This is a genomic window from Pseudotamlana agarivorans (genome assembly GCF_018860245.1).
Classification (GTDB): domain Bacteria; phylum Bacteroidota; class Bacteroidia; order Flavobacteriales; family Flavobacteriaceae; genus Pseudotamlana; species Pseudotamlana agarivorans_A.
Genome location: NZ_JAHKPD010000002.1, coordinates 1 through 4,650, shown reverse-complemented (window position 1 = coordinate 4,650; position 4,650 = coordinate 1). Strand labels below are relative to the sequence as shown.

2 protein-coding genes are annotated in these 4,650 nt (G+C 50.2%); one reads left to right on the top strand and one right to left on the bottom strand.

Going from position 1 to position 4,650, the window contains the following annotated elements:
* Positions 1–2,416: 2,416 nt before the first annotated feature.
* A complete protein-coding gene (locus KO493_RS00460; RefSeq protein ID WP_000412211.1) occupies positions 2,417–3,076 on the bottom strand; it encodes a type A-1 chloramphenicol O-acetyltransferase in 660 nt (219 codons plus the stop codon).
* A gap of 160 nt (positions 3,077–3,236) precedes the next feature.
* Between KO493_RS00460 and KO493_RS00455 the strand changes: the two genes are divergently transcribed.
* Positions 3,237–4,445, top strand: a complete 1,209-nt coding sequence (locus KO493_RS00455) for an IS4-like element ISVsa5 family transposase (protein ID WP_001339197.1) — start codon at positions 3,237–3,239, stop codon at positions 4,443–4,445.
* Positions 4,446–4,650 lie beyond the last annotated feature (205 nt).

Sequence of the window (4,650 nt, the reverse complement as noted above, 5' to 3'; positions counted from 1 at the left end):
ACTTACTGATTTAGTGTATGATGGTGTTTTTGAGGTGCTCCAGTGGCTTCTGTTTCTATCAGCTGTCCCTCCTGTTCAGCTACTGACGGGGTGGTGCGTAACGGCAAAAGCACCGCCGGACATCAGCGCCATTCGCCATTCAGGCTGCGCAACTGTTGGGAAGGGCGATCGGTGCGGGCCTCTTCGCTATTACGCCAGCTGGCGAAAGGGGGATGTGCTGCAAGGCGATTAAGTTGGGTAACGCCAGGGTTTTCCCAGTCACGACGTTGTAAAACGACGGCCAGTGCCAAGCTTGCATGCCTGCAGCCGGCCAGCCTCGCAGAGCAGGATTCCCGTTGAGCACCGCCAGGTGCGAATAAGGGACAGTGAAGAAGGAACACCCGCTCGCGGGTGGGCCTACTTCACCTATCCTGCCCGGCTGACGCCGTTGGATACACCAAGGAAAGTCTACACGAACCCTTTGGCAAAATCCTGTATATCGTGCGAAAAAGGATGGATATACCGAAAAAATCGCTATAATGACCCCGAAGCAGGGTTATGCAGCGGAAAAGCGCTGTCTAGATTACTTGTACAGCTCGTCCATGCCGCCGGTGGAGTGGCGGCCCTCGGCGCGTTCGTACTGTTCCACGATGGTGTAGTCCTCGTTGTGGGAGGTGATGTCCAACTTGATGTTGACGTTGTAGGCGCCGGGCAGCTGCACGGGCTTCTTGGCCTTGTAGGTGGTCTTGACCTCAGCGTCGTAGTGGCCGCCGTCCTTCAGCTTCAGCCTCTGCTTGATCTCGCCCTTCAGGGCGCCGTCCTCGGGGTACATCCGCTCGGAGGAGGCCTCCCAGCCCATGGTCTTCTTCTGCATTACGGGGCCGTCGGAGGGGAAGTTGGTGCCGCGCAGCTTCACCTTGTAGATGAACTCGCCGTCCTGCAGGGAGGAGTCCTGGGTCACGGTCACCACGCCGCCGTCCTCGAAGTTCATCACGCGCTCCCACTTGAAGCCCTCGGGGAAGGACAGCTTCAAGTAGTCGGGGATGTCGGCGGGGTGCTTCACGTAGGCCTTGGAGCCGTACATGAACTGAGGGGACAGGATGTCCCAGGCGAAGGGCAGGGGGCCACCCTTGGTCACCTTCAGCTTGGCGGTCTGGGTGCCCTCGTAGGGGCGGCCCTCGCCCTCGCCCTCGATCTCGAACTCGTGGCCGTTCACGGAGCCCTCCATGTGCACCTTGAAGCGCATGAACTCCTTGATGATGGCCATGTTATCCTCCTCGCCCTTGCTCACCATGCTTAATTTCTCCTCTTTAATTCCCGGGTACCGAGCTCGAATTCGTAATCATGTCATAGCTGTTTCCTGTGTGAAATTGTTATCCGCTCACAATTCCACACAACATACGAGCCGGAAGCATAAAGTGTAAAGCCTGGGGTGCCTAATGAGTGAGCTAACTCACATTAATTGCGTTGCGCTCACTGCCCGCTTTCCAGTCGGGAAACCTGTCGTGCCAGCTGCATTAATGAATCGGCCAACGCGCGGGGAGAGGCGGTTTGCGTATTGGGCGCTAGCGGAGTGTATATACTGGCTTACTATGTTGGCACTGATGAGGGTGTCAGTGAAGTGCTTCATGTGGCAGGAGAAAAAAGGCTGCACCGGTGCGTCAGCAGAATATGTGATACAGGATATATTCCGCTTCCTCGCTCACTGACTCGCTACGCTCGGTCGTTCGACTGCGGCGAGCGGAAATGGCTTACGAACGGGGCGGAGATTTCCTGGAAGATGCCAGGAAGATACTTAACAGGGAAGTGAGAGGGCCGCGGCAAAGCCGTTTTTCCATAGGCTCCGCCCCCCTGACAAGCATCACGAAATCTGACGCTCAAATCAGTGGTGGCGAAACCCGACAGGACTATAAAGATACCAGGCGTTTCCCCCTGGCGGCTCCCTCGTGCGCTCTCCTGTTCCTGCCTTTCGGTTTACCGGTGTCATTCCGCTGTTATGGCCGCGTTTGTCTCATTCCACGCCTGACACTCAGTTCCGGGTAGGCAGTTCGCTCCAAGCTGGACTGTATGCACGAACCCCCCGTTCAGTCCGACCGCTGCGCCTTATCCGGTAACTATCGTCTTGAGTCCAACCCGGAAAGACATGCAAAAGCACCACTGGCAGCAGCCACTGGTAATTGATTTAGAGGAGTTAGTCTTGAAGTCATGCGCCGGTTAAGGCTAAACTGAAAGGACAAGTTTTGGTGACTGCGCTCCTCCAAGCCAGTTACCTCGGTTCAAAGAGTTGGTAGCTCAGAGAACCTTCGAAAAACCGCCCTGCAAGGCGGTTTTTTCGTTTTCAGAGCAAGAGATTACGCGCAGACCAAAACGATCTCAAGAAGATCATCTTATTAATCAGATAAAATATTTCTAGGCACCAATAACTGCCTTAAAAAAATTACGCCCCGCCCTGCCACTCATCGCAGTACTGTTGTAATTCATTAAGCATTCTGCCGACATGGAAGCCATCACAAACGGCATGATGAACCTGAATCGCCAGCGGCATCAGCACCTTGTCGCCTTGCGTATAATATTTGCCCATGGTGAAAACGGGGGCGAAGAAGTTGTCCATATTGGCCACGTTTAAATCAAAACTGGTGAAACTCACCCAGGGATTGGCTGAGACGAAAAACATATTCTCAATAAACCCTTTAGGGAAATAGGCCAGGTTTTCACCGTAACACGCCACATCTTGCGAATATATGTGTAGAAACTGCCGGAAATCGTCGTGGTATTCACTCCAGAGCGATGAAAACGTTTCAGTTTGCTCATGGAAAACGGTGTAACAAGGGTGAACACTATCCCATATCACCAGCTCACCGTCTTTCATTGCCATACGAAATTCCGGATGAGCATTCATCAGGCGGGCAAGAATGTGAATAAAGGCCGGATAAAACTTGTGCTTATTTTTCTTTACGGTCTTTAAAAAGGCCGTAATATCCAGCTGAACGGTCTGGTTATAGGTACATTGAGCAACTGACTGAAATGCCTCAAAATGTTCTTTACGATGCCATTGGGATATATCAACGGTGGTATATCCAGTGATTTTTTTCTCCATTTTAGCTTCCTTAGCTCCTGAAAATCTCGATAACTCAAAAAATACGCCCGGTACTGATGAATCCCCTAATGATTTTGGTAAAAATCATTAAGTTAAGGTGGATACACATCTTGTCATATGATCAAATGGTTTCGCGAAAAATCAATAATCAGACAACAAGATGTGCGAACTCGATATTTTACACGACTCTCTTTACCAATTCTGCCCCGAATTACACTTAAAACGACTCAACAGCTTAACGTTGGCTTGCCACGCATTACTTGACTGTAAAACTCTCACTCTTACCGAACTTGGCCGTAACCTGCCAACCAAAGCGAGAACAAAACATAACATCAAACGAATCGACCGATTGTTAGGTAATCGTCACCTCCACAAAGAGCGACTCGCTGTATACCGTTGGCATGCTAGCTTTATCTGTTCGGGCAATACGATGCCCATTGTACTTGTTGACTGGTCTGATATTCGTGAGCAAAAACGACTTATGGTATTGCGAGCTTCAGTCGCACTACACGGTCGTTCTGTTACTCTTTATGAGAAAGCGTTCCCGCTTTCAGAGCAATGTTCAAAGAAAGCTCATGACCAATTTCTAGCCGACCTTGCGAGCATTCTACCGAGTAACACCACACCGCTCATTGTCAGTGATGCTGGCTTTAAAGTGCCATGGTATAAATCCGTTGAGAAGCTGGGTTGGTACTGGTTAAGTCGAGTAAGAGGAAAAGTACAATATGCAGACCTAGGAGCGGAAAACTGGAAACCTATCAGCAACTTACATGATATGTCATCTAGTCACTCAAAGACTTTAGGCTATAAGAGGCTGACTAAAAGCAATCCAATCTCATGCCAAATTCTATTGTATAAATCTCGCTCTAAAGGCCGAAAAAATCAGCGCTCGACACGGACTCATTGTCACCACCCGTCACCTAAAATCTACTCAGCGTCGGCAAAGGAGCCATGGGTTCTAGCAACTAACTTACCTGTTGAAATTCGAACACCCAAACAACTTGTTAATATCTATTCGAAGCGAATGCAGATTGAAGAAACCTTCCGAGACTTGAAAAGTCCTGCCTACGGACTAGGCCTACGCCATAGCCGAACGAGCAGCTCAGAGCGTTTTGATATCATGCTGCTAATCGCCCTGATGCTTCAACTAACATGTTGGCTTGCGGGCGTTCATGCTCAGAAACAAGGTTGGGACAAGCACTTCCAGGCTAACACAGTCAGAAATCGAAACGTACTCTCAACAGTTCGCTTAGGCATGGAAGTTTTGCGGCATTCTGGCTACACAATAACAAGGGAAGACTTACTCGTGGCTGCAACCCTACTAGCTCAAAATTTATTCACACATGGTTACGCTTTGGGGAAATTATGAGGGGATCTCTCAGCGCCCGGTAGTGATCTTATTTCATTATGGTGAAAGTTGGAACCTCTTACGTGCCGATCAACGTCTCATTTTCGCCAAAAGTTGGCCCAGGGCTTCCCGGTATCAACAGGGACACCAGGATTTATTTATTCTGCGAAGTGATCTTCCGTCACAGGTATTTATTCGGCGCAAAGTGCGTCGGGTGATGCTGCCA

Coding starts and splice junctions, on each gene's coding strand:
- KO493_RS00460 (WP_000412211.1), bottom strand. CDS start 3,076: ATGGAGAAAAAAATCACTGGATATACCACCGTTGATATATCCCAATGG.
- KO493_RS00455 (WP_001339197.1), top strand. CDS start 3,237: ATGTGCGAACTCGATATTTTACACGACTCTCTTTACCAATTCTGCCCC.